General features: G+C 69.5%; 25 protein-coding genes. 13 read left to right on the top strand and 12 right to left on the bottom strand.

Annotation, left to right across the window (positions count from 1 at the left end):
* Positions 1-108: 108 nt before the first annotated feature.
* The 11 genes from I73_RS02140 to I73_RS02190 form a co-directional block, all read right to left on the bottom strand.
* Complete coding sequence (locus tag I73_RS02140; protein ID WP_022979109.1) at positions 109-1,527, bottom strand: DUF1329 domain-containing protein; 1,419 nt, start codon at positions 1,525-1,527, stop codon at positions 109-111.
* 188 nt (positions 1,528-1,715) lie between these two features.
* A complete protein-coding gene (locus I73_RS02145) occupies positions 1,716-2,600 on the bottom strand; it encodes a crotonase/enoyl-CoA hydratase family protein (RefSeq protein ID WP_022979110.1) in 885 nt (294 codons plus the stop codon).
* Positions 2,601-2,619: 19 nt separating this feature from the next.
* Complete coding sequence (locus tag I73_RS02150; protein WP_022979111.1) at positions 2,620-3,303, bottom strand: SDR family NAD(P)-dependent oxidoreductase; 684 nt, start codon at positions 3,301-3,303, stop codon at positions 2,620-2,622.
* Between the two features lie 58 nt (positions 3,304-3,361).
* A complete protein-coding gene (locus I73_RS02155; protein WP_022979112.1) occupies positions 3,362-4,570 on the bottom strand; it encodes an acyl-CoA dehydrogenase family protein in 1,209 nt (402 codons plus the stop codon).
* A 7-nt stretch (positions 4,571-4,577) separates the two neighbouring features.
* Positions 4,578-5,447 carry a MaoC/PaaZ C-terminal domain-containing protein gene (locus tag I73_RS02160; RefSeq protein WP_022979113.1) on the bottom strand — a complete coding sequence of 290 codons (870 nt, stop codon included), beginning with the start codon at positions 5,445-5,447 and terminating at the stop codon, positions 4,578-4,580.
* An 8-nt stretch (positions 5,448-5,455) separates the two neighbouring features.
* On the bottom strand, positions 5,456-6,610 hold the full coding sequence (locus I73_RS02165) for a thiolase (RefSeq protein WP_022979114.1): 1,155 nt from the start codon (positions 6,608-6,610) through the stop codon (positions 5,456-5,458).
* A gap of 14 nt (positions 6,611-6,624) precedes the next feature.
* A complete protein-coding gene (locus I73_RS02170; protein ID WP_022979115.1) occupies positions 6,625-6,981 on the bottom strand; it encodes a Zn-ribbon domain-containing OB-fold protein in 357 nt (118 codons plus the stop codon).
* A gap of 10 nt (positions 6,982-6,991) precedes the next feature.
* Complete coding sequence (locus I73_RS02175; RefSeq protein ID WP_022979116.1) at positions 6,992-7,783, bottom strand: SDR family NAD(P)-dependent oxidoreductase; 792 nt, start codon at positions 7,781-7,783, stop codon at positions 6,992-6,994.
* Positions 7,784-7,814: 31 nt separating this feature from the next.
* On the bottom strand, positions 7,815-8,609 hold the full coding sequence (locus I73_RS25470) for an enoyl-CoA hydratase/isomerase family protein (RefSeq protein WP_022979117.1): 795 nt from the start codon (positions 8,607-8,609) through the stop codon (positions 7,815-7,817).
* 20 nt (positions 8,610-8,629) lie between these two features.
* Positions 8,630-10,171 (bottom strand): AMP-binding protein, encoded by a 1,542-nt coding sequence (locus I73_RS02185; RefSeq protein WP_022979118.1) that lies wholly within the window; start codon positions 10,169-10,171, stop codon positions 8,630-8,632.
* 27 nt (positions 10,172-10,198) lie between these two features.
* Positions 10,199-11,017 carry an enoyl-CoA hydratase/isomerase family protein gene (locus I73_RS02190; protein WP_022979119.1) on the bottom strand — a complete coding sequence of 273 codons (819 nt, stop codon included), beginning with the start codon at positions 11,015-11,017 and terminating at the stop codon, positions 10,199-10,201.
* A gap of 155 nt (positions 11,018-11,172) precedes the next feature.
* Between I73_RS02190 and I73_RS02195 the strand changes: the two genes are divergently transcribed.
* Genes I73_RS02195 through I73_RS30640 form a run of 13 tightly spaced genes read left to right on the top strand, consistent with a single transcriptional unit; the run spans position 11,173 to position 24,015 of the window.
* The gene (locus I73_RS02195; RefSeq protein WP_022979120.1) at positions 11,173-11,643 is read left to right on the top strand and encodes a MaoC family dehydratase N-terminal domain-containing protein; all 471 of its coding nucleotides are present in this window, start codon (positions 11,173-11,175) and stop codon (positions 11,641-11,643) included.
* The gene (locus I73_RS02200) at positions 11,640-12,833 is read left to right on the top strand and encodes a CaiB/BaiF CoA-transferase family protein (protein WP_022979121.1); all 1,194 of its coding nucleotides are present in this window, start codon (positions 11,640-11,642) and stop codon (positions 12,831-12,833) included. Before I73_RS02195 ends, I73_RS02200 begins: the two co-directional genes overlap by 4 nt.
* A gap of 13 nt (positions 12,834-12,846) precedes the next feature.
* Positions 12,847-13,656, top strand: a complete 810-nt coding sequence (locus I73_RS02205; RefSeq protein ID WP_022979122.1) for an enoyl-CoA hydratase-related protein — start codon at positions 12,847-12,849, stop codon at positions 13,654-13,656.
* 26 nt (positions 13,657-13,682) lie between these two features.
* Complete coding sequence (locus I73_RS02210; protein ID WP_022979123.1) at positions 13,683-14,891, top strand: acyl-CoA dehydrogenase family protein; 1,209 nt, start codon at positions 13,683-13,685, stop codon at positions 14,889-14,891.
* The gene (locus I73_RS32060) at positions 14,888-16,015 is read left to right on the top strand and encodes an acyl-CoA dehydrogenase family protein (protein WP_022979124.1); all 1,128 of its coding nucleotides are present in this window, start codon (positions 14,888-14,890) and stop codon (positions 16,013-16,015) included. Before I73_RS02210 ends, I73_RS32060 begins: the two co-directional genes overlap by 4 nt.
* A complete protein-coding gene (locus I73_RS32065; protein WP_022979125.1) occupies positions 16,012-16,806 on the top strand; it encodes a crotonase/enoyl-CoA hydratase family protein in 795 nt (264 codons plus the stop codon). The genes I73_RS32060 and I73_RS32065 overlap by 4 nt, the downstream gene beginning before the upstream one ends.
* A 22-nt stretch (positions 16,807-16,828) precedes the next feature.
* Complete coding sequence (locus tag I73_RS02225; protein WP_022979126.1) at positions 16,829-17,671, top strand: SDR family oxidoreductase; 843 nt, start codon at positions 16,829-16,831, stop codon at positions 17,669-17,671.
* Positions 17,672-17,686: 15 nt separating this feature from the next.
* A complete protein-coding gene (locus I73_RS02230; RefSeq protein ID WP_022979127.1) occupies positions 17,687-17,929 on the top strand; it encodes an SDR family oxidoreductase in 243 nt (80 codons plus the stop codon).
* A 5-nt stretch (positions 17,930-17,934) separates the two neighbouring features.
* Entirely contained in the window at positions 17,935-18,816 is an 882-nt protein-coding gene (locus I73_RS02235) for an alpha/beta fold hydrolase (protein ID WP_022979128.1), read from the top strand.
* A gap of 4 nt (positions 18,817-18,820) precedes the next feature.
* The gene (locus I73_RS25475) at positions 18,821-20,422 is read left to right on the top strand and encodes a class I adenylate-forming enzyme family protein (protein WP_022979129.1); all 1,602 of its coding nucleotides are present in this window, start codon (positions 18,821-18,823) and stop codon (positions 20,420-20,422) included.
* Positions 20,419-21,477: a spirocyclase AveC family protein gene (locus I73_RS25480; protein ID WP_022979130.1), complete on the top strand. Its 1,059-nt coding sequence runs from the start codon at positions 20,419-20,421 to the stop codon at positions 21,475-21,477. The genes I73_RS25475 and I73_RS25480 overlap by 4 nt, the downstream gene beginning before the upstream one ends.
* Positions 21,477-22,253, top strand: a complete 777-nt coding sequence (locus I73_RS02250; RefSeq protein ID WP_022979131.1) for a CbbQ/NirQ/NorQ/GpvN family protein — start codon at positions 21,477-21,479, stop codon at positions 22,251-22,253. The genes I73_RS25480 and I73_RS02250 overlap by 1 nt, the downstream gene beginning before the upstream one ends.
* Complete coding sequence (locus I73_RS30640; RefSeq protein ID WP_022979132.1) at positions 22,246-24,015, top strand: nitric oxide reductase activation protein NorD; 1,770 nt, start codon at positions 22,246-22,248, stop codon at positions 24,013-24,015. The genes I73_RS02250 and I73_RS30640 overlap by 8 nt, the downstream gene beginning before the upstream one ends.
* Before the next feature lie 184 nt (positions 24,016-24,199).
* Here the strand turns inward: I73_RS30640 and I73_RS02260 are convergent.
* On the bottom strand, positions 24,200-24,698 hold a 499-nt coding region (locus tag I73_RS02260), incomplete at its 5' end, for an NUDIX domain-containing protein (RefSeq protein ID WP_022979133.1).

Here is a 24,698-nt window from a genome sequence, read left to right on the forward strand (position 1 = left end):
ATTAAATGGCGAAGCCCCGAGGCGAGAACGGCGCGGAGCCGATCGCCTTGGGGCGAGAGTGCAGGAGCGCCCGCAGCGACGCGGGCCCAGGACAATGCGCGAGCGCGCTCAGCGCACGCCGTTGGCCTGGATGTATTCGGGCGTGAACATCGGCAGGCGGGACTTCCGCCAGCTGTCGTCCTTCGGGAACTCGAGCCCCTTCACGCTCGCATCGCCCGGATGGCTGCCCAGCCAGTACATGCCCGTCGAGAAGTCGAAGAAGAAGTTGCCCAGGCTGTAGGGGATGCCGATGTCGTACAGCTCGACCATCGTCGACCAGCCGGCGCGGAAGATCTTGCCGGCCTTGTCATAGGTCTCCATCTCGCTGCTGCCGTAGTCCTCGTCGAGGTAGACCACCTTCTTCGAATAGATGTGGTGCACGCCGGCCTTGGGCGTCCCCTCGATCACCCACACGCGGTGCAGTTCCCAGCGGATGTCTTCCGGGTTGGGGAAGTTCGGCGTCAGGGTATGTTCCGACGGCGTGGCGAACTGCTGCGTGTAGTTGCTGTAGGGGATCAGCTTCTCCTGCTTGCCCACCAGCTTCCAGTCGAAGCGGTCCTGCGGCCCGTAGGTCATCTGGATGTCGTCCATCGTGATGCCACCGTTGTAGCCGGGGTTGGGCGTGTCGTAGAACAGGTCGGGCGCCGTGCGCACGCGGCGCGTGCCGGGAGCGTAGATCCAGCCCTTGCCGGCATGCGCACTCTGGTCGTACCAGGTCCAGTACAGGTTCACCTCGCCGACGCGGCTGGCGGGCGCGGTGTAGTCGTTGTAGACCTTGTAGTACAGGCCATCGCCGGCGAGGAACTTCTCGCGCCCGAGCTGCTGGTCGAAGTTGGGGTAGTAGATGTCGGACGAGAAGGCGCCGTTGAGGCTCCTGCGTCCGGCGCTGTCCACGGCCCAGGTCGCGACGTTGACGTGCTGGTAGGTGCCCTTGTAGCGGACTTCGTTGTTCCACCAGACCTCCAGACCGGTCTTCGGGAACGGGAACGGAATGCCGCCGAAGGCTCCGCCCAGGGCATAGCCGTTGGGCAGGATCTTCGCGCTCGTCGCGTTCTTCGCCGTGTTCTCGTTGACCCAGTCCGGCACCCACACGGTGCGGTGCGAGGGGTAGACCTCCATTCGGAAGCCCTTCGGATAGCGCCTGAAGAGTTCCTGGGTCGAGCCGAGCAGCTTGTCCTGGTACTTCGCCGCGTTGTCGGCCGTGATCGTGAACAGCGGCTTCTCGCCGGCGAACGGATCGACCCAGCGCTTGCCGCCGCCGTTGGGGTTGAAGCCCGCCGGAAGGGCCTTCTGGCCACCGCGCCAGGCGGGGATGCTGCCGTCCTTGTTCCCCGCGACCTCGGCGCCCCAGGGCGTCAGGTCCTTGCCCAGGCGGGCGATGTCCTGAGGAGACGCCGCGGCGTCGGCCGGTGCCTGCGCCAGGGTGAGCACGGCGACCGCCATCGAAGCGGCGAGTGCCGCGACGCGGCGTTTGCGGTACAGAATCATGTTGCAGTGGTCCTCGAGTGTCTTGGCTTCGTCCTGAAGCCCATGGGGGGGGAGATCGGCCGTCGGCCGAAGAGGCCGGAGAGACCGAAGGAAGTGCCGGCCAGGGCGGGGCGGCGTGCGCTGCGCCCGGCATCGGGCTGGGACGCCGAGCGCCTCGCGCCTGCGAGGCGGTGCGCGAGCGCGCTGTCTCAGGTCGGGTCGCGCAAGGCGACGCCGCCCTCGCCAAAGGGTTCATCGCGGTTCTTCAGCGCGGTCTTCAAGCCGTGCTCGATCATGTCGCTGCGGAACTGCGAGCGCCGCGGGCCGCGCGAGAGGTGCGCGCGCGCATCGGTCTCGGCGGCGAGCCGCTGCAGCGTTCGCGCGCCCTGGAGCTCGAGACCGAAGTTGATGACACGCTTGTGCGCCGAGAGCAGTTCCGCATCCACCAGCGCGACGCGGTGCGCGAGCGCATCGACGACGTCGGCCAGTTCCAAAGCGGGAGCCGATTCCATCACCAGGCCGATGCGGGCGGCGTCGCGGCCGCTGATCCAGTCCCCGGTCATCAGCAGGCGCTTGGCCCACTGCGGTCCGCAGTGGTAGAGGAACATGTTCTGCGGCGGCGTGCCGTTGGCGCGCGCGGCGGGAAAGCCGATCTTCGCGTCATCGGCGGCGACCACCATGTCGCACATCAGCGCCAGGTCGGTGCCACCCGCCAGGCAGTTGCCCTGGACCTGGGCGATGACCGGCTTGTGGATGTCGAACATCGCGATCGTCTTCTTCTGGGTCTGCTCCAGCTGCCAGCAGTCGTCGTCGAGCGTGCCGTTGGTCGATCGGTAGCTCGGCTCGTTGCCGGCGCCGAGACCGGCGTACACGCCGGCCAGGTCGTAGCCGGCGCAGAAATCCTTGCCTGCACCGGCCAGAACGATCGCGTGGACGTCGGTGCGGTCGTCGGCTTCGAGCAACGCGTCGGACAGCTCGGACAGCATCGCCGGCGTCAGCGCATTGCGCTTGTCGGGACGGTTGAGCGTGATGCGGGCGACGCGATGAGCGACGTCGAAGCTCAGGGTCTCCGTCGTCTTGAGCCACTTGGGCATGAGGTTCTCCTTGTCGATTTCAGAGGCGGCCGGTGACCGGGATGCCTACGCCCGTGATCGCGCGCGCCGCATCGGACAGCAGGAAGGCCACGACGTCCGCGAGCGCCTGCGGCGTCACCCAGCGCGAGGTGTCCGCGTCGGGCATGTCGGCGCGGTTGGCCGGGGTGTCGATGATGCCCGGCAGCACCGCGTTGACGTTCAAGCCGCGGTCCTTGGTCTCCTCCGCCAAGGCCTCGGTCAGGCGCAGCACCGCGGCCTTGGAGGCGGCGTAGGCGCCCATCCCCGCAGCCGCCTTCGCCGCCGCGGCGGCGCCGATGTTGACGATGCGCGCGCCCTCGCGGCCGATCAGGTACGGCAGGCTCGCCTTGCAGGCGTGGAGCGCGGTGCGCAGGTTGAGCGAATGCAGAAGTTCCCAGGTCGCCGGTTCGCCGTCCGAGACGGTCTCCCAGCGGAAGCCGCCGGCGATGTTGACGAGCGCGTCGAGCGCGCCATGTCGGGCAACGACCCCGGCCACCATCGCCTGCGTGGCCGCGTAGTCGGTCAGGTCGATGCCCGGCACGAGGTCGGCGCCCGCGAGGCCGTCGGGGGCGCTCGCCGCGGCGTCCACCCGCACGACACGCGCGCCCCGCGTCTCCAGGGTCCGCGCCACTTCGCGACCCAGCGCACCGAAGGCCCCGGTCACGATGATGATCTTGTCGTTCATGTCTGTTTCCTTTGCGTTGCCCGGTACCGGAGTCGCCCAAGCACGGCAGGCCGCGGCTTCAGAGGCCGAACGCCAGCCGGGAGATGATGTTCTTTTGCACTTCCTTGGCGCCGCCGTAGATGGTGACGGCGCGCGTCTGCAGCATGCCCGACGCGACGCCGGCGACATCGCCCGGCCACGCCTCGCTGGCTTTCGCCGGATCGCACAAGGGATCGGCGAAGCCGTCGATGGCGCGCAGGCCGCGCAAGCCCAGGGCATCGAGCGCCAGCTCGGTGGCGCGCTGCTGGATCTCCGAGCCGCGCACCTTCAGTGCCGAGGCGACGGCGGTGGCGTTCCAGCGCGTCTTCTCCGAGGCCAGCACGCGCAGCACGGAGAACTCGAGCGCCTGCAGGTCGATCTCCACCGCGGCCAGCTTGCGCTGGAAGGCCGGCGTGTCGATCAGCCGCATGCCGCCGGCCGTCTCCCGCGCGGCGATCGCGCGGGCCCGCGTCAGCCATTCGCGCGAGAAGTAGATGAACGCGCTGCTGGTGCGCTCGTTGTCGAGCAGGAACTTCGCATAGCTCCAACCCGCACCCTCGTCGCCAATCAGGTTCTCGGCCGGCACGCGCACGTTGTCGAGGAATATCTCGTTGACGTAGTGCATGCCGTTGAACATGAGGATCGGACGCACGCTCACCCCGGGGCTGCGCAGGTCGATCATCAGGAACGAGATGCCGCGTTGCGGCTTGGCCGCGCTGTCGGTGCGCACCAGGAAGAAGCCCCAGTCCGCGTAATGCCCCTCGCTGCTCCAGGTCTTCTGGCCGTTGACGACGTAGTGGTCGCCGTCGCGCACCGCGCTGGTCTTCAGCGACACCAGGTCGGAGCCGGCGTTGGGCTCGGAAAAGCCCTGGGCGAGCAGGTAGTCGCCACGCAGGATCGGCGGCAGGAATCGCGCCTTCTGCGCCTCGGAGCCGAAGGTGTAGATCACCGGCGCGCACAGGCGCAGGCCCTGCCAGCTGAGGCTGGGGGCGTGGGCGCGCTGGCACTCCTGCTCGAAGATGTGGCACTGCACCGGCGACCAGCCCGTGCCGCCGTGCTCGCGCGGCCAGTGCGGCGCCGCCCAGCCGCGCTCGGCGAGCACGCGGTTCCAGCGCAGCAGGTCGTCCTTCGGCGCTGGGTGGAAGCCGAGGGCGTGGCGATGCGCGATGTCGGCGGGCAGGTGCGCCGCCAGGAACTCGCGCACCTCCTTGCGAAAGGCCTCGTCGGCGGCGCTGTATTGGAATTCCATGTCGGCCTCAGGCGATCTCGACGATGCCGTTGTTCAGCACCACGACCTGGCGGGCATCGACGCTCGCGCGCAGGCGCAGCACGGTGTCGCCCTCGCGCCAGAACTCGTAGCGGACGGTCTCGCCCGGCCAGACCGGCGAGGTGAAGCGGACGGCCAGGCGCCGCAGGCGGCTCGCGTCCCAGCCCAGCACGTGCTGGATCACCCCGCGGGCGGCCATGCCGTAGGTGCACAGTCCGTGCAGGATCGGCCGGTCGAAGCCGGCCTTGCGCGCGATCTCCGGATCGGCGTGCAGCGGATTGGCGTCGCCGCTCAGGCGATAGACCAGAGCCGCCTCCGGACGCACGTCGTAGCTGACCTCGAGATCCGCCGGGCGTTCCGGTACGGCGGGCAGCGGCGCGGGCCCCGGGTCGGAGACACCGCCCTGCTCGCTGAAGCCGCCGTCGCCGCGCAGGAAGGTGACGTTGCGGCTCTCCGCGACGGTCTCGCCGCTGGCCGCATCGAGCAGTGTGCGCAGCACCACCGCGATCGCCCCCTTGCCTGCGCCCTTGTCGGTGAGCGAGAGCACGCGGTTGCGCGAAATCAGCGAGCCCTTCACCGGCAGCGGCTTGAGCAGGCGCACGTCCTGTTCGCCGTGGACCAGCTTGACGGCGTCGGCGCCGGTGCGCGGATCGCGCCACCAGATCCCGGGCGTGCCCATCGCGGTCGCCATCGTAGGCACCGCCTGGAGGTTCTTCTCGTAGACGAAGCGGAGCGCGCCCTCGTCCATCGGGTCGATGCCCATCCCCAGGCCCAGCGCGTACAGCATGGTGTCGCGCTCGGTGTAGTCGACCGCGATGTCGGGGAACACCCAGTTCTTGCAGACGTTGTAATCGAGCATCGGGTGTCCTACAGGGTTTCTTCGGTGCCGAGGATCAGCAGCGCCTCGTGCGACAGCTCGCCGCCGTTGCCCTGCGCGATCGCGAGCCTGGCGTCCGCGACCTGGCGTTCGCCGGCCTGGCCCGCCAGTTGGCGAGCGGCCTCGACGATCGTGAACAACCCGTACATGCCGGGGTGCACGCAGGACAGCCCGCCGCCGTTGGTGTTGACGGCCAGCTGGCCGCCCGGGGCGATCCGGCCGCCCTCGACGAACGCGCCGCCCTCGCCCTTGGCGCAGAAGCCCAGGTCCTCGAGGAACAGGATCGGATTGATGGTGAACGCATCGTAGAGTTCGACGACGTCGATCTCGCCGGCCGTCACGCCGGCCTGCGCATACGCGCGCCGGCCAGCCTCGGCCAGCGCAGTGACGGTCAGGTCGGGCATGCAGGACATTTCGCGGTGTGTGGTCCCCTGCGCGCCGCCCAGGAGGTAGACCGGGCGCACCCCGAGGTCGCGCGCGCGGTCAGCACGCGTCATCACGACGGCCGCGGCGCCGTCGGTGACGAGGCAGCAGTCGCGCACGTTGAACGGGTCGGCGACCATGCGCGCGCCGAGGTAGTCCTCGAGCGTGAGCGGATCGCGCACGAAGGCCTCGGGATTGAGCTGCGCCCACTGGCGCGCCGCGATCGCGACCGCGCCCAATTGCTCGCGGGTGGTGCCGTACTGGTGCATGTGGCGCGCGGCCGCCAGCGCGTACGACGAGATCGGCCGCATCGGCTTGTAGGGCCCCTCCCAGGGCGAGGGCCTGGACGACTGCATCAGCTTGCCGGTGTTGCTGCGCTGGTTGCTGCCATAGGCGATCAGCGCAACGTCGCACAGGCCGGCATCGAGCGCCAGCGCGGCAATCATCGCGTGGACCTGGAACGACGAGCCGCCGGTGCGGTTGTTGTCCAGGAAGCGCGGATGGATGCCCAGGGTTTCCGCCAGCGTCAGGCCGGACAGCGCGTCGTCCATGATGACGGTGAACAGGCCATCGACGTCCGACGGCTTCAGCCCGGCGGCCTGCAGCGCGAGCACGCTCGCCTGGTGCGCGAGCTCCATCGCGCTGTAGCCGGGCGCGGCGCCGCAGCCGAAGGTCGCGGAGCCGACGATCGCGGTCTTGCCGCGGGGGAAGTTTTCTTTCATCGGAGTGGCCTCGCTCAGGCGGGAACGAAGACGACGACGGCTTGTTCGCCTTCGCGGACGATGCGCGCCGTCACGGACATGCCGATCCGCACGTCCTCGGGCGCGATACCGTCGATACGGCTCATCATGCGCGGGCCCTCTTCGAGTTCGACCAGCGCGATGTTGTAGTGGGGCGTGGGCGGCTTCTGCCGGATCACGGTCGTCGAATAGACCGTGCCGCGCCCCGAGGCCTCGACCCATTCGAGGTCGGTCGCACCGGTGCCGGGCTCGGCCATGCGCGGGTAGAAGACATGGCCCCCGGTGGAGCGGCTCTTCTGGATCATGAAGCGGCCGGCGGCCAGGTGCTCGAAGTATTCCTTCTCGGGCGTCATCGTCGTTCCCTCAGCCGTGCATGGTCAGGCCGCCGCTGACCGAGACCACCTGGCCGGTCATGAAGTCGGTCGCGGGCGTGGACAGAAAGACGACCGTGTGCGCGATCTCGACCGGCTGCGCCAGGCGCTTGAGCGGGATGGCCTTGATCAGGGCGTCGCGCAGCTTGCCGTCGGGGATGGTGCCGTTGAACAGCGGGGTGTCGGTCGGCCCCGGGGCGACGCAGTTGCAGGTGAGGCCCGCGCGGGCCGTCTCGCGCGCCAACGACTTCGTGAAGGCGATGATCGCGCCCTTGGTGCCGGCGTAGAAGGTCTCGCCGCTGCTGCCCACGCGGCCGGCGTCGCTCGCCACCGTCACGATCTTGCCGCTGCGGCGCGCGACCATCCTGGGCAGGAAACGATGGATCATGCGCACCGGGCCCAGGTAGTTGACCTTGATCAGCAGCTCCCACACGTCCGGCGTGTTCTCGAGGAAGGGCATCACGCGGTCGAGGCCGGCGACGTTGGCGAGGATGTCGGGCGCGTCGCCGATCGTCTCGACCACGCTGTCGACGAACGCATCGACGCTGGCGCCGTCGGTCAGGTCCAGCTTGAAGAATCGGCCCTGGCCTCCGGCGGCGCGGATCTCCGCCAGCGCGGCCTCGCCGGCGGCCTCGTTGACGTCGCCGCCGTAGACGGTCGCGCCGGCGCTGGCGTACTGCAGCGCCGTGGCGCGGCCGATGCCCGAGGCGCAGCCGGTGACGACCACCGTCTTGCCGCACAGGTCCGTGACGTGGCGCCACGAGGTGTCGATGTTGTCGCTCATTGCAAGTGTTCTCCGAAGGAAATTCAAGACATCAAGGCAGGGGAGCCTCGGCCGGGTCGTCCACTGTCTTGCCGCTGCGCCGCAGGAAGGCGACGATCAGCGCGCGAGCCTCGGGGGTGTCGAGCAGTTGCCCGCCCAGTTCCCGCTCGAGGGCGAAGCCGGTCTCGACCGGCGGGTTCGCGGCGCGAATCAGCTCTTTGGCGGCGCGCAGCGCGGGCGTCGGCAACGCGGCGACGCGGCGGGCGATGTCGACCGCCAGCGACGCGAGCTCCGCCCGGGGGACCGCCCACTGGACGATGCCGAGCTCGCGCGCCACGGCGCCGTCGATGACTTCGGCGCCGAGGATCATCCGGCCGGCGATGCCAGCGCCGCAGAGGCGCGTGAGCCGCTGCGTACCGCCCAGCCCAGGAATGAGGCCGAGACCAACCTCGGGCAATCCAATCTTGGCCTCGACGGCCGCCACGCGAAGATCACAGGAGAGGGCGAGCTCGAGGCCGCCGCCCAGCGCCGCGCCGCCGATCTCGGCGAGCACGACCTGCGGCAGCCTTTCCAGCCGTCGAAACACGGCCTGCAGCCGCGCGATGTAGCTCGACAGGCGCCGTGCTGGCGAACGCTGCGTCGTCCAGCCGTGGATCTGCGAGAGGTCCGCGCCGGCAGCGAAGACCTTCTGGTCGCTGCGCAGGTGCAGCACCCGCCAGTCATCGCGCTGGCCCAGCGCATCCAGCTCGCCATCAAGCGCGTCGCCCCACTCCTCGCTCAAGGCGTTGACCGGAGAACGGGACATCGTCACCCTCGCAATGCCCTCCTCGACCCGGGTCTCGAACATATCGCAGCTCCTTCAGTTCCTCAGACTGCGGCGCGCGTCGCCTCGCGCAGCGCCACCTTGTTGATCTTCCCGGTGCCCGTGCGGGGAAGCGCGTCCACCAGCGTCACGCGCTTGGGGCACTTGTAGCTGGCGATCAGCGTCTTGCAGTGGGCAATCAGCTCCGCCTCCGTCACGACGGCATCGACGCGGCAGACCACCACCACGCTCACCACCTCACCCCACTTCTCGTCGGGGATGCCGATGGCCGCGCAGTCCACGACGGAAGGATGCGCCAGCACCGCACTCTCGACTTCGCGGCTGTAGATGTTCTCGCCGCCCGAGATGATCATGTCCTTCTTGCGATCGACCAGGAACAGGTAGTCGTCCTCGTCGAGGTAGCCGACGTCGCCGGTGTGGCACCAGCCGTCGCGCAGCGCCTCGACGGTCGCGGCGGTGTTGTTCCAGTAGCCGTCGAAGCGCTGGTCGGTGAAGGTCAGGACCTCGCCGGGGACGCCCCTCGGGCATTCGCGCCCCGCTTCGTCCACCACCCGAATCCGGGTGCGCGGTCCCGGATGGCCGACGGATGCGATGCGCTTGACGTCACGCTCGTCGCCGTCCGGCCGCACCTCGTGGGCAAACATCATCGTCGCTCCGGTCTCGGTGGCGCCGTACTGCACGGAGAAGATCGGCCCCAGCCGCCGGATCGCACGCTGCAGCAGCGGCACCGGCACCGGTGCAGCCGCGGTCACGATGTTGGTCAGGCTGGAGAGGTCGGCATCGTCGACGCCCGGCGCATCCAGCAGCGCCTGCAGCATCGCCGCGACCACGAAGGTGAACGTGATGCGCTCGGTCTCGATGGCCTTCAGGACCGCCGCCGGCTCGAACGATCGCTGCAGCACGACGCAGCCCGCATACCAGTAGGCCTGCACTGCATAGCCGATGACCCCGACGTGAAACGCCGGCGTCGCCAGCAGCACGCGCGTGCGGGAAGAGAACTCGCTCGCGTACGAGCCGCCCTCCGCCGTCGCGACCCAGCGCCACTGGCTGCGCAAGGCGCCCTTGGGGCGGCCGGTCGTGCCGCTGGTGTAGACCATCGCGCCGAAGTCATCCGGCAGCGAGCGGAACGGCGGCCCTTCCGGCGTGCCGCTGTCGACGACTACCTCGAAGCCGCGCGCCCAGGCGGGCGGCGTACCGCCGATGCACACGAAGTGCTCGATGTCGGGCAGCTTCGCACGCAGCCGCTCCACCGCATCCGCGTACTGCGCCTCGAACACCAGGACCTTCGGTTTGACGTCACCCAGGATCCACTGGATTTCCGGCTCGGCGAGACGGAAGTTGAGCGTGGTCACGATGTAGCCCGCCCAGTCGCCGGCACCGAGCAGCTCCATGTACTCCATGCAGTTCATGGCCAGGATCGCGCACCGGTCCTGGCGGATCATGCCCAGCTTGTGCAGGCCATCGGCCAGGCGGCGCACGCGCCCCAGGAGCGAGCGGTAGGTATGGCGGCGAGACTCGAAGACCACCGCCTCCTTGTTCGGATAGAAGCGCTCGTTGCGCTCCAGCAATTCACCGATCGTTTGCATGTCTTGGCTTTGCCTCGCACCGACCGGTCAGACCGGTGTGTCCTGGCCGAAGGACGGCGAACGCTTCTGCAGGAAGGCGTCGATGCCCTCCTTGCCTTCGGGGCCGGCCATGCCGATGAACTCGAGCGCGAGCGACGCGTCGAAGATAGGCGCCGCCTGGCGCAGCCAGTGGTTCAAGGTCTGCTTGGTCCAGCGCAGCGCCGCGGGCGCGCTCTCGGCCAGGCGCGACGCGACCTCGACCGCCTTGGCCTCGACCTCCTCGTCGGCCAGTGCCATCGAGATCAGGTTCATGCGCTCGGCCTCCTCGCCCGTGAAGGTGTCCGCCGTCATCAAGTAGTACTTGGCCTTGGCCATGCCGCACAACAGGGGCCAGACGATGGTGGCGTGGTCACCCGAGGCGATGCCGATCTTCAGGTGGCCGTCGGAGAACTTGGCATCCTTCGACGCGATCGAGACATCGGCCAGGATCAGCAGCGCCAGTCCCGCGCCGACGGCCCATCCGCGCGCGGCGCCGACGATGGGCTTGCGGCAGTTGATCATGCCCATCACCAGGTTGCGCGCCTCCGTCATCGCCTGCATGCGCAAGGTGTAGTCGTCGCAGACCTTGCGCTCGTGGTTCAGGTCGCCTCCCGCCGAGAAGGTCTTGCCTTCGCCGGTGATGATCGCCACCGACACGCTGTCGTCAGCGTCCACGTCGGCCCAGATCTCCGAGGCTTCGCGATGCATCTGCGCATCCATCGCACCCATCTTCAGCGGCGATGCGAGGGTGATCCGCAGCACGCGCGGATGAGGGCGATCGAACTTCAAACGGGTGTATCGCGCGTAACGGTCGGACGCTTCTTTCATGTCTCCATCCTCGGATTCGACCTCAGGGAATCCCCTGCTGCCTTGAGTTGACTGGGGCGGTGCCCGGCGTTTATATTACCGAACATCGTTCAGAAATGGAAGCGCAATTCCCTTGCCCTTCATTCGAAGTCCGCGCGACGGAATCCGAGGAAAACATGGAAACAGTAGGTTTGGGGTTTTGCTTTGAGGACTTGCCGCTCGGGCGCAAGTTCAAGACGATCGGCCGCACCGTCACCGAGCCGGACATCGTCAACTTCATCAACACCATCGGCATGACGGAGGTGCTGTTCACGAATCTCGACTTCCTCAAGAACGAGGCGGGGTTCAAGGGCCGCCTCGCGCCGGGATCCCTCGTGTACTGTTTCGCCGAGGGCCTGCTCGCGCAGTCGACCATGCAAGGCACCGGCTTCGCATTCCTGGGCATGCAGCTCGACGTCAAGGGACCGACCTTCGCCGGCGACACCCTGCACGTCGAATGCGAGGTGATCGAGTCGCGCCGCTCCGAGTCGCGGCCCGGCCGCGGCCTCGTGCGCACCCGCAACCGGGTGATGAAGAACGGCGACACGCTGGTCCTCGAGTACACGCCGCTGCGCATGATCAAGTGCCGCACGGACCGCGACGCATGAGCGCCACGACACCGAATGCGGGCCCACTGACCGGTGTCCGGGTGGTGGACCTCACGATCAACGTCCTCGGCCCGGCCGCGACGATGATCCTCGGAGACATGGGCGCCGAGGTCGTCAAGGTCGAGACCCCGGACGGCGACCCCAATCGCCGAAACGGCCCGACCCGCAGTCCGGACATGGCGGCCATGTTCCTGAACATGAACCGCAACAAGCGCAGCGTGACGCTCAACCTCAAGCGCCCCGAAGCGCGCGAGGCGCTGATGCGGCTCGTGGACGAGGCCGACGTGTTCGTCCACAGCATGCGGCCCGCGGCTGCGCAGCGCCTGGGCATCTCGTACGAGGAGATCTCGCGCCGCAATCGGCGCATCGTCTACGGCTACGGCTGCGGCTACATGCCGGGCGGCCCGCGCGAGAACGACCCTGCGTTCGACGACGTGGTGCAGGGCGAGGCGGGCATCGCCGACCTGATGCTGCGCTCGCTGGGCCAGCCGCGCTACCTCCCGACCGTGCTGGTCGACAAGTTCTGCGGCTACCAGCTCGCCTCGGCGATCGGCATGGCCCTGTTCGCGCGCGAACGCACCGGCCTGGGCCAGCTCGTCCGGGTCCCGATGCTGGAGACAACCGTCGCCTTCACCCTGATGGAGCACCTGTGGGGCGCCGCGTTCGAGCCGCCGACCGGCGGCGGCATCGGCTACGTTCGACTGCTCACCGAACATCGCCGGCCCTATGAAACCAAGGACGGCTACATCTGCGTGCTCGCGGTCAACGACGAGCAGTGGCAGCGCCTGCTGCCGGCCATGGGCCGCCCCGAGTTGGTCCAGGACGAGCGCTTCCGCACCGTCGAGGGCCGCATCAGGAACATCGACACGGTCTACGGCCTCGTCTCTGAGATCATGAAGACCCGCACGACCGCCGAGTGGCACGGGATCCTGGACGCGATCGACATCCCGAACGGCGCGATGGCGCGTTTCGAGGAGATGCTCGCGGACCCGTATCTCAACGAGATCGGCTTCTTCCATCGCTACGAGCACCCCACGGAAGGGTCCCTGCTGACCACCTGCGTGCCGACCCAGTTCTCGCAGACGCCCGGCGGGGTGCACCGGCCGCCACCGCGCCTGGGCCAGCACAACGCCGAGGTGTTCGGCCGCCTGGGCTATGGCGCCGATGAGATCGCCAGTCTGACCGCGTGAACGAGGCCCTTCGATGAGCTACGAGCAAATCCTCTACGCGGTCAAAGACCGCATCTGCACCGTGACGCTGAATCGTCCACAGGTCCTCAATGCCTGGACGGACGTGATGGCCGAGGAGGTCTGGCAGGCGATGCACGCCGCCGAGCGGGACGAGGACGTGGGCGTGATCGTGCTGACCGGCGCCGGCCGCGCGTTCTGCGCCGGTGGCGACATCACCGCCTTCAAGAGCGACGACCCGCGCCACCTGCTCGACAAGCTGCCGCGCGCCTACGACTTCAGCCGCCGCCCCGACTACCAGAGCCGCGCGACCTACTTTCCCGCGATCGCCAAGCCGATCATCGCGATGATCAACGGCCCGGCCGCCGGGCTGGGACTGGTCCACGCGCTCTTCGCCGACATCCGCTTCGCCGCCGAGGACGCGACGATCACCACGGCCTTCTCGCGCCTCGGCCTGGCCTCCGAGTACGGCATGGCCTGGGCGCTGCGGAACGCCGTGGGCCACGCCAACGCGCTGGACCTGCTGCTGTCCGGCCGCAAGATCCGCGGCGCCGAAGCACAGCGCCTGGGCCTCGTCAACCAGAGCCATCCCCGCGAGCAGCTCGCCGACGCCACCTACGCCTATGCACGCGAGATGGCCGCGTCCTGCTCGCCGCGCTCGCTGCGCGTCATCAAGAAGCAGCTCTGGGAGCTGCCCTTCCAGAGCCTGCACGAGGCCGTGCAGACCGACAGCGCCGAGATGCTCGACTCCAACGTCTGCGAGGACTTCCAGGAAGGCAAGCGTGCCTTCGCAGAGAAGCGCCCCCCGCGCTTCACGGGTCGCTGAACGCAGCGCACATCCGCACATCCAACATGGACCTCACCGACTCCACCGAAGAACGATCGTTCCGCGCCGAAGTGCGCGAATTCGTCGCCACCCACCTGCCCGACGACATCCGCGCCAAGGTGCTCGGCTTCCTGCGCGTCGAGCGCGAGGACTATGTGCGCTGGCAGCGCATCCTCGAGGCCCGCGGCTGGGGCGCACCCGGCTGGCCCGTCGCCCACGGCGGCTGCGGCTGGAACGCGGTGCAACGCAACATCTTCGACGAAGAGTGCTTCTCGGCCGGAGCACCGCGGCAGATGCCGTTCGGCCTGTCGATGATCGCGCCCGTGCTGATGAAGTACGGCACGCCCGAGCAGCAGCAGCGCTACCTGCCGCGCATCAAGTCGATGGAGGACTGGTGGTGCCAGGGCTATTCCGAGCCCGGTGCCGGCTCAGACCTCGCCTCGCTCAAGACGCGTGCCGAGAAGGTCGGCAGCGGCGCGCAAGCGCACTACGTCGTCACCGGCCAGAAGATCTGGACCTCGTTCGCGCACTGGGCCAACTGGATGTTCGCGCTCGTGCGCACGTCGGCGGACGGCAAGCCGCAGCGCGGCATTTCGCTGCTGCTGATGCCGATGGACTCGCCCGGCATCAGCGTGCGGCCGATCAAGACGCTGGACGGCGGCCACGACGTCAACGAGGTGTTCCTCGACGCGGTGAAGGTCCCGGCCGCCAACCTGGTCGGCGAGGAAAACGACGGCTGGACCATCGCCAAGTACCTCCTCGGCCATGAGCGCACCAACATCGCGGGCCTGGGAATGTGCAAGCGGCTGCTGCGCCGCCTCAAGGAGGTCGCGCGCAGCCGCACACGCCACGGCCGGCCGCTGATCGAGGATCCGCGCTTCCGCGACCGCGTCGCCGCCATTGAGATCGAAGTCCAGGCGCACGAATGGGCGCTGGCGCGGCTCATCTCGCTCGAGCAGGCCGGACAGGGTCTCGGCGCCGAGCCGTCGATGCTCAAGATCCGCGGCTCCGAGATCCAGGGCCAGCTCGGCGAGCTGCTGATGGCCTGTGCCGGCCCCCAGGCCGTGCCCTACCTCGAGCCCGCGATGGACTTCGGCTACGACGGCCCGACCGCGGCCGGCGTCGAGCTCAATCCGCTCGCCGGCCTCTATCTCGACCTGCGCAAGGTCGCCATCTACGGCGGCACGAACGAAATCCAAAGGGGACTGATCGGCAAGTCGATCATCGGCGCATGAACTTCATCCTTACCGAAGAACAGCAGATGCTCGCCGATACAGTGGCGCGCTTCGTGCAAACCGAATACGACTTCGAGGCGCGACGCAGGCGCCTGGCCGCAGCCGCCGGTGCCGCCCCCGGTTACGACGAGGGCCTGCTCGGCCAGTTGGCGGAGCTTGGCCTGTTCGCGCTCAACGTGCCCGAGGCATGGGGCGGCATCGGGGCGGGCCCGGTCGAGACCATGATCGTCATGGAGGGCCTGGGCCGCGGCCTCGTGGTCGAGCCCTTTCTGGCCAGCGGCGTCATCGCGCCGCGCCTGATCGCAACCCATGGCAGCCCGGCGCAGAAGGACCGTTTCCTGCCCGGCATCGCCACCGGCGAACTGCGCTTCGCCGTCGCCGCGCTCGAGCCGCAGTCACGCTTCGACCTCGACGAGATCGCCACCACCGCGCGCCGCGCGGAGGGCCACTGGATCGTCGATGGCGCCAAGTCCGTCGTGATGAACGGCGACAGCGCGCACTGGTTCATCGTCACCGCGCAAAGCGAGGCCGGACCGCTGCTGCTGCTGATCGACGCGCAGGCGGACGGCGTCACGGCCGCCGGGTTCCCCACCCTGGACGGCCGCCGCGCCGCGGAGCTGCGCTTCGCCGGCGTGCGAGTTGCCGACGACTGCATGCTCGGTGCGCCCGGCCAGGGCCTTGCGCTGGCCGACTGGGCCATCGATCAGGGCCTGGCCGGCCTTGCTGCCGAAGCCGTCGGCGCCATGGGGAGGCTCACGGAGTTGACCTGCGAGTACATCGCCACGCGCAAGCAGTTCGGCCAGGCGATCGGCAGCTTCCAGGCCCTGCAGCACCGCGCCGCCGACATGCGCATCAACGTCGAGCAGGCGCGTGCCCTGGCCTTGATGGCCGCGGCCCGTGTCGACTCCGCCGATGCCGCGGATCGACGTCGCGCCGCGTCCGCGGCCAAGGCGATGGCCGGACGCGCAGGCCGCTACGTCGGCCAGCAGGCCACCCAGTTGCACGGCGGCATGGGCATGACCGACGAGATGGCCTGCGGCCACTATTTCAAACGACTGACCGCGATCGACATGACCTGGGGCGACTCGGAGCACCACGTCGAGCGCTATGGAGAACTGCTGTGAGCGAACGCCACCCCGAAGGTCAGATCGTCGTCGAACGGCGCGGCCCCATCCTGCTGATGGGCGTCGACCGCATCGAGAAGCGCAACGGCTTCACGCCGAAGATGTTCAGGGAGCTCGGCGAGGCCTACACGCTGCTGGAGAACTCGTCGGACCTGTTCGTCGGGCTGCTCCATGCCAAGGGCGAGCACTTCGCCGCCGGCATCGACCTGCCGCTGATGGCCGAATATCGCAAGTCCGGCACGCCCTATGTCCCGCTGAGCCTGGTCGACCCCGGCCAACTGCGCGAGCCCTATCGCAAGAAGCCCGTCATCGCCGCAATGCAGGGCATCTGCTTCACGATCGCGATCGAGCTGATGCTCGCTGCCGACGTTGTCTTCGCGGCCGACAACTGCCGCTTCTCGCAGCTCGAGGTCAAGCGGGGCATCATGCCCGGCTACGGCGGCAGCTTCCGGTTCATCGAGCGCGCCGGCTGGGGCAACGCCATGAAGTGGCTGCTGACCGGCGACGAGTTCGACAGCGCGGAGGCACTGCGCATCGGCCTCGTGCAGGAAGTCGTCCCGGCGGGCCAGCAGTTCGAGCGCGCCCTCGCCTACGCCCAGCGCGTGGCCGAGCAGGCGCCGCTGGCCGTGCAGGCCACGATCGAGAACGCACGGCTGGCGCTCGGCCAGGGCTGGATGCACGCCGCCACCCACGCCACCGCCAGAAACACCTACCTCTACGGCACCGAGGACGCGGCGGAAGGCCGCAAGTCCTTCGTCGAAAAGCGCAGCGCGAAATTCGTCGGCCGCTGAACTCCTCCAACCGGATCACATCATGTTCAAGAACGACCTGCTCGCAGGCAAAAAGATCCTCGTCACGGGCGGCGGCACCGGACTGGGCAAGAGCATCGGCCGCCGCTACCTGGAACTCGGCGCGCACCTCGTCATCTGCGGGCGCCGCAAGGAGGTGCTCGATGCGACCGCCAGCGAGTTCCGCGCCGCCGTGCCCGGTGCGCGCGTGGACACCGTGGCCTCCGACGTCCGGGATGCCGAGCAGGTCGAGGCCATGATGGCTACGATCTGGGAGTCCGGCCCACTCGACGTCCTCGTCAACAATGCCGCGGCCAACTTCATCGCCCGCACCGACAAGCTCTCGCCGCGCGCGGTCGACTCGGTGCTGGACATCGTCCTGCACGGCAGCTTCTACGGCACCATCGCCGCCGGCAAGCGCTGGATCGAGTCCGGCCGTCCGGGCAACGTGATCAGCACGGTCTCCGCCCCGGTGATCACCGGGCAATCCTTCACCGCGGCCTCGGCCGCGGCCAAGGCCGGCGTCCTCGCGATGACGCGCAGTCTGGCCGTCGAGTGGGGCCCCTACGGCATCCGCCTGAACTGCGTCGCCCCCGGCCTGTTCCCCACCGAGGGCGCGTGGGAGCGCTTGTTTCCCCCCGGCAGCCAGGTCGAGCCTCAGGAGCGCGGCGTGCCGCTGCGCCGCTTCGGCAAGCATCAGGAACTGAGCGACCTCTACGCCTACCTCGCGGCGGACGGCTCGGGCTATGTCACCGGCGACCTCATCGTCATCGATGGCGGCCGCTGGATGCAAGGCGCGGGTGGCCCGACCTTCCGCGCGATGCAGGACTGGACCGACGATCAGTGGCAAGCCATGCGCAAGCGCTGAGCGGCAGAGGCTGACATGGGAAACACCTCAGTCAGGACCGCCTTCACGCTCGACGGCAAGACCGCCATCGTCACGGGCGCCGGCGCGGGCGCCAACGTCGAACTGAAGGGGCCGGTCCTCGGACCGGGCCGCATCCCTCTGGGGAAGATGGGCGATCCCGAGGAGATCGAGATGGCCGTCCTGTTCTGCGCCAGCCCGGCCTCGCGCGTTGTTGCCGGGCAGTTGCTGACCGTCGACGGTGGATTCCAGGTCAGTTGATCGCGATGCCGTCATCTTCTCCACCCGAATGGTTCGAGTGGGCCCTGTCCCGGGCCTGCCAGTCGCACTTCGTCGAGACCTCCGGCGCGCGCATCCACTACGTCGGATGGAACGACCATGAAGTCGAGAAGCCCGCGCTGCTGTTCGCCCATGGCTTCCTCGGGCATGCGCGTTGGTGGGACTTCATCGCGCCGTTCCTCGCGGATCAGTTCCGCGTCTTCGCACTGGACTTCTCGGGCATGGGTCGCAGCGCCGCCCGGCCGGCCTATCCACAGGGCTGCTTCGAGGACGACCTCGCGGCCGTGATGGCCGCCATCCGGATCGACGCGCGACCGGTGACGCTGGTCGGCCACAGCTTCGGCGGAACGCGCTGCTTGCATGTCTGCCTGCGGCAGCCGGAGGCCGTCGCGCGGGCGGTCGTCCTCGACTCCTTCGTGAGGTTCGAAGCAGACCGTCTGCCGGAGATCACCTACCGCACGCCGCCGCGTCCGACCGCGACCCCGCAGGAAACGCTGGCCCGCTTCCGACTGCTGCCGCCGCAGGCGTGCCTGGCTTACACCCTGGATCACATCGCGCGTCATTCGGTCTGCGAGCGCGAGGGCGGCTGGACGTGGTGCTTCGACCCCGCGCTTCGCGAGATCGAATCGCCCGGTTTCGAGCCTCTTGCCCTGTCGCGGCTGAGCGTGCCCGTCGACTACGTTCACGCGCAAGCCAGCGCCGTCGTCAGCGCGGAACGCGCCCTGCGGATCGCCGAGGCCCTGCCCCGGTGCCGGGGGCCGGTCACGATGCCGCACACCGGCCACCACATGATGCTGGACCAGCCGCTCGCCTTGGTCAGCTTGCTGCGTGCGCTGCTCGCGCCGTCGCGTGGCCTGGCCACGACGTGAAGAGATGAACGCCCCCTCGCGCCCCGACACGGCGCTCGGGCCGCTGCTGGCCCGCGCGGCCGCTGCGCGCCCTTCCACGCGCCTGCACTTCCATACCGAGACCGGTGCCGAGAGCGCGACGACGCCCGAGCTGGTGCAAGCCGCTGCCCGGATCGCGCGTGGCCTGCGCGCCATCGGTCTGCGGCGCGGCGACGCGATCGCGCTGCAACTGCCCACCTCCCGCGAGACCGCGGTGCTCTATCTCGCGGCGATCGAGATCGGCGCGGTACTGGTGCCCATCGTGCACATCTACGGACCCGCCGAAGTCGGGTTCATCCTGCGCCAGTCTCGCGCTCGCTTCCTGTGCGTTCCGCAGCGTTGGCGCAACATCGACTTCCTGGCCCGGGTTGAGGCGCTCGGGCACCTGCCCGAGCTCGAGCGCGTCATCGTGCTGGGGGACCAGACCCCGCGCGGCGGCATCAGGTTCTCGGCGCTAGAGGCTGAGGCCGCGCGGGGCTCTGCGGACGCAGCCCCGACAGAGACGCCGCCTCATCCCGACGACGTCTGCCTGCTGCTCTACACCTCGGGGACGACCGCATCGCCGAAAGGTGTTCAGCACACCCACCGCACGGTCGGCGCCGAATGGCTGACTCCGTTCATGGACGGCGACGGCCCCTACCTGACGCCCTTCCCCGCGGACCACATCGCCGGCTTCAACTTCCTGCTCCGGCCCTTCGTCACCGGCACCGACATGGTGTTCATGGACCGATGGGATGCTGCGCAGGCCGCGGCCCTGATTGAGCGCTACCGGGTCCGGCTGTCGGGCGGCACGCCGTTCCATCTCCAGGGCCTGCTCGAGGCGGCGCGCCACGACGGCCGGGACCTGTCCTCGATTGCGGCCTACAGCCTGGGCGGCGTCGGCGTGACCCCCGAGCATGTCGAGTTGGCCGACCGCGCGGGCTTTGCCGGAAGCCGCAGCTACGGACTCACCGAGCATTCGACGGTCTCATGCGGCTGGCGCGACATGACGCTCGAACAGCGCAGGCTCACCGACGGTCGCCTGCAACCGGGCAGCGAGGTCCGCATCGTCGACGAGTCCGACAAGGACCTGCCGGTGGGTTCGGAAGGCGACATCCTGACGCGTGGCCCCGAGCTGTTCATCGGATACACCGACCCCGCGCTGAACGCGACGGCGTTCACGGCCGACGGCTGGTTCCGCACCGGCGACGTCGGCCGCCTCGACGGCCAGGGGTGCCTCACGCTGACCGACCGCCGCAAGGACATCGTGATACGCGGCGGCGAGAACATTTCATCGCAGGAAGTCGAGCGCATCCTCGCGCGCCATCCGGCCGTGCGCGAGGTCGCGGTCGTCGCTCGGCCCGACGAACGCTACGGCGAGAAGGTCTGCGCCTTCGTCGTCCTGGCCGAAGGCGCGGCATTGGATCTCGACGCGGTGCGACAGCACTTCACCGCGGCCGGCGTCGCGCCCCAGAAGACGCCGGAGCACCTGGTCGCCGTCGACGAGTTCCCGCGCACGGCGTCCGGCAAGGTGCGCAAGGCCGAGCTGCGCGAGCGCGCCCGCGCCACGACAGGAATTCAACCATCCAACACGAGGAGACCCGCATGAGCATCCCCCTGACACGCGAGCGCTTCGACGCGCCCGCCGGTTCCCGCCTGGAGGCCATCCACTGGTGGGCGGCGATCGGCGGCCTTCTGGTCCTGCTCCAGGCCTGGATCTACATCGCCTGGATCAGGTCCGACAAGTTCGTGCCGACCGACCCGGGCCCCGACCCGCTGCCGCGTGCCTCGGAGATCGGCCTGCCCATCTTCCAGGCCTTGAGCGTGCTCACGCTGGTCGCCGCTGTCGCCTATTTCGGCCGCACGCTGCTGCGCCGCGAGCCGCTGGCGCCGATCCAGGTGCTGATGCTGGGCTGGCTGTTCACCTTCTGGCAGGACCCGTGGCTGAACATGTTCCGGCCCACCTTCACCTACAACGCGCACCTGCTGAACTTCGGCTCCTGGTCCGAGTTCATCCCTGGCTGGGTGTCGCCGCACGGCTCGCGCATCCCCGAGCCGATCCTGATCAACTTCGCCGCCTATGTGTTCCAGCTGCCGCTCAGCTGCCTCTTCGGCTGGTGGGCGATGCGCAAGGCGAAGGCGCGCTTCCCGGCCTGGGGCGGCGTGCGCCTGTTCCTCGCGGGACTCGTCGCGATGGTGGCGCTGGACATGGCGCAAGAGATCCTCGCGACTCGCGTGGTGCACTACGACGCCTTCCCCGCCGCCGCGGGACCGAAGCTGTGGGACGGCGAGTTCTACCAGATCCCGCTCTACGAATTCCTGTTCTTCCCGCTGGTGCTGGCCGCCAGTTCCGCGCTGTTCTTCTTCCGCGACGACCGGGGCCGCATGGTGGTCGAGCGCGGCGTCGACCGCCTGCGCGTCGGCGATCGCACCCGTGACCTGCTGCGCGTGCTCGCGGTCACCGCCTTCGCCAACCTGATGAATGCCGGCTACGTCTTCACGATGGCCTTCCTGTCCCTGCATGCCGACCCGTGGCCGCAAATGCCCTCCTGGATGCGCGACAACGTCTGCGGCGCGGGCACGGTCTACGAATGCCCGGGTCCCGAGGTGCCGATCCCCACCCTGACCAGCCGACCGGTACCGCCCACCAGCGGTCGCAATTGATGACGGTGAGCTACCTGCCCGCCGGGGAGGAGGTCGCGCTGTTCACCGCCGCGCACCTCGCCGGCCTGCCGCTGCTGCTGAAGGGCCCCACCGGCGTCGGAAAGACGGCGCTGGTCGAGCACATGGCGCAGCGCCTCGGACGGCCCCTGGTCACCGTCGCCTGCCACGAAGACCTCACCGCGGCCGACCTCGTCGGCCGCTACCTGCTCGAAGGCGACCGCACCGTCTGGGTCGACGGGCCGCTCACGCGCGCCGTGCGCGAAGGTGCCCTCTGCTACCTCGACGAGGTGGTCGAAGCGCGGCCCGACACCGTCGTCGTGCTGCATCCGCTGATGGATCACCGGCGCGAGCTGCACCTCGAGAGGCTGGGCCTGACGCTGCAGCCCGCGCCGGGCTTCACGCTGGTGATGTCCTACAACCCCGGCTACCAGAGCTTGCTCAAGGACCTGAAGGCCTCGACGCGCCAGCGGCTGGTGGCCATCGACCTCGACTTTCCGTCGCGCGAGCACGAGCTGCGCGTGCTGGTGGAAGCACACGGGATTGAGGCGACGGTCGCACAGCCGCTGGTGCAACTGGCCCAGGCGCTGCGGCGCCAGCCGGTCGACGGCACAAGCGAGGCGGTGTCGACGCGCGCGCTGATCGCCGCGGCGCAACTGCATCGCGGCGGCGTGCCGCTGCGCCAGGCCCTGGACGCGACGCTGGCCTGCGCGCTGACCGACGACGCGAGCGTCGCCGCCGCCTTGCGCGAGTGCATCGCGACCTACGTGGATGCCTGACGCCGAGCCGGTACCGCTCGCCGGCAGCACCGCCGGGCCGGCGCGGCGCCTGCTGGCCCTGAGCTGGCTCGCCGGCAGCCTGCTCGGGCGGCCCGTCACCGTGTCCTGGGGGCCGCCCGGACAGGACTCGCGCGCCACGGCCAACGGCATCGAGATCGATCCGCAGCTGGATCCGCTGGAACAGCGCTGCGCGGCCGCCGCCCAGGCCCTGCTGCGCCGCCATGCGGGTGAGGCGAACGGCCACCGCCCGCCCACGCTCGCCCGCCCCGCCCTGCTTCGCCGCTATGCGGCGCTGCTGCTGGCCTGGGCACTGGACCACCATCGCCAAGGCATCCCGGGCCCGGTCTGGCGACACCTGCGCCCCCTGCTCGCACCCGCCGCCAGCACGCCCGCCGGTCCGAGCGCCGCCTGGGCCGCCGCACGCGCCGACAGCCCGGTCGCCGCGCTGCCGCGCTGCGTCGGGACGCTGGACGCCGCTGCGTTCAGCGAACCGCGGCTCACACCGGCCGACCCGGCCGCCGCCACCGAGCGGACCACCGCCGCGGACGACGCGCTCGACGACGCCGATCACGCGCTGCTGGAGCGGCTGCGCTCGCCGGTGCGCGGATTCGGACTCGCCGACGTCCTCTTGTCCCTGCTCGGCTTCGCCCGCGGCGCCGAGAACACCTCGACGCACGAGGCCGCGGCCGATGGCGCGAGCGTGCTCGCCGACGGCAGCGCACGGCGCAACACGGAGCGCGGTCTGCTGGCGGCCTTCGCGCGCCAGGCCGCCGAGGCGCTGCGTGGACCGCCCCGCCAGGGCCTGTGGTACCCGGAGTGGGACGAACGGCGGCAGGCCTACCGCCCCCGGCACGCCTGCGTGGCCGACATCGATCCCGTGGTCGACGACGGGAGGGTCCCGCCGCCCGTCCCGGCACCGCTGCCCGGATGGCTGCGCCGCCTGTGGCGGGTCGGCGTCGCACCGAAGCGCTCGCGCGCTCAGCCGGACGGCCACGACCTCGACCTGGACGCCTGCATCGACCACCGCGTGCGCCTGCGCGCGGGCGACCCCGGCGGCCACGCCCTGTTCGTCGGCACCCGACCCGCGCAGCGCGACCTGTCGGTGCTGGTCCTGGTGGACCTGTCACGCTCCACTGCCGACCTCGGGCCCGACGGCCAGACACAATTGCAGGTCCACCTGCGGGCCGCCGAACACCTGGTCAGCGCCTTCGAGCGCCTGGGCGACCGGGTCGCCCTGTCCGGCTTCCACTCCTGGGGGCCGACGCTGGTCCGGTTCGTCAGGATCAAGGGCTTCGACGAACGATGGGCCGACGCGCGAGCGCGCCTGGCGGTCATCGAGCCGTCCGGCATGACGCGCACCGGCGCCGCCGTCCGGCATGCCGGACGGCACCTGGCAGAACAGCGCGGCGCGCGGCGTCGGCTGCTGCTGCTGCTGACCGACGGACATCCGCACGACGACGGCTATGAAGGCGCGCAAGGCCTCGCGGACACGCGCCGGGCCCTGGCGGAAGTGGCCGCCGAAGGCACCGCCACGCTCGCCCTGCACGTCGGCGGCGCGCCGCACGACGCAGCGCTATCGACGGCCTATGGCGACGGCGCCTGGCTGCGCGTGGACCAGGAGCGCGACCTGCCCTCGAGGCTGCCCGCCCTGATGGCGCAGGCGCTCGCGCGCGCGAACTCGGCCCGGTCCCGGCGCCTGCTGCAGGCGGGCCACGCGGCGCGCCGGCACGCCGGACCGCACGCCCTGCCGCGCGCCGTCTGAAGGAGCGAGCGCCGACGCGCCGCGAGACAATGGAGACTCCAGCACACTGCCGCTCGCGGACACCAGCCATCGGCCAGGAGCAGAAGGTCGAGGGTGGGCCGCGAGGGTCGCCCGCGGCGGACGGGGGCCGCCGCGGGACGACGTCGGTGATGAGCTCGCCGTGTCGCGAGATGGCCCCCATCGCCTACAACTGGGCCCATCCCACCAGCGCAGCGTGCTGAAGAAGCATGATGGTTTTGCCATCCTGGATTTCGCCGCCGCTGATCATCTCCATGGCCCGCGCGAGCGGCAGTTCCAGGACCTGGATATCCTCACCTTCGCTCGAGTCTCCGCCACCGTCGCCCACGCGGTCGGCAGCATCGTATTCGGCCACGAAGAAGTGAAGTTTCTCGGTGACTGACCCTGGACTCATATAAGCCTCGAAGATCTTGCGCGGCGTTCGTACGGCAAAGCCGGTCTCTTCCTGCACCTCGCGGCGTATGGCTGTGTACGGATCCTCGTCGTCCAGCAAGCCGGCGCAGGCTTCCACCAGCACCCCATCGGCCTGGCCATTGGCGAATGCGGGAAAGCGGAACTGGCGGGTAAGCACCACCGTGCCGCGTGCGCGGTTGAACAGGAGCAGCACCGCGCCGTTCCCGCGGTCGTAGGTCTCACGCTGCAACAGCTGCCATCGACCGTCGTCG

This window comes from Ideonella sp. B508-1 (assembly GCF_000333615.1).
In the GTDB taxonomy this organism is placed as follows: Bacteria; Pseudomonadota; Gammaproteobacteria; order Burkholderiales; family Burkholderiaceae_C; genus Ideonella.